At 70.1% G+C, this 575-nt stretch carries 1 protein-coding gene; it reads left to right on the top strand.

Annotated features, from left to right (window positions below; translation table 11 throughout):
• Positions 1-182 precede the first annotated feature (182 nt).
• Positions 183-575, top strand: a 393-nt coding sequence (locus GY812_17615; protein MCP4437299.1) for an alcohol dehydrogenase catalytic domain-containing protein, incomplete at its 3' end; no start/stop codon positions are given.

A 575-nucleotide genomic window follows, 5' to 3' on the forward strand; every position in this document is an offset into this window, starting at 1 on the left:
TGTTTCGGACTCGCCGCCCAGCCCGTTGTCGGCCCAGGCCACTGCAGAGGATGGACCGCTGCAAGCGCTGAGCCGGGCCAGAGCGGGGCCCCCGGCGCCTCGCTCGCTCACCTGCTGCATGCGTCTACCGACCCTTTCCGCGGCTGTGTGCCACGTACGCTAGGCAGTCGGAGGTGCCGGGCATGACCGAACGACCGGCAACGTCACGGGCACTGGTGCTGTGTGCACCACGGTCGCTCGAGTTCCGCGACCTCGCCGTCCCGGCACCCTCTCCCGACACGGCTCTCCTCGAGGTCGAGGCGTGCGGGCTCTGCGGCACCGACCACGAACTCTTCACCGGCCGCCTGCCGATCCGGACGCCCCTCGTTCCCGGCCATGAGACCGTCGGCGTGCTGGTCGAGGTCGGCGATGCCGCTTCTGCAGCATGGAGTGTCGCCGTCGGCGACCGGGTGGCCGTCGAGTGCTTCCAGTCGTGTCGTACCTGCAATCCCTGCAGATCGGGCGCCTACCGTCGTTGCGCCACCAACGGCCTGCGAACCGCCTATGGGCTCTCCCCGCTCGACGTCGGCCCCGAA

It is taken from the genome of Actinomycetes bacterium (genome assembly GCA_024222295.1).
Classification (GTDB): domain Bacteria; phylum Actinomycetota; class Acidimicrobiia; order Acidimicrobiales; family Microtrichaceae; genus JAAEPF01.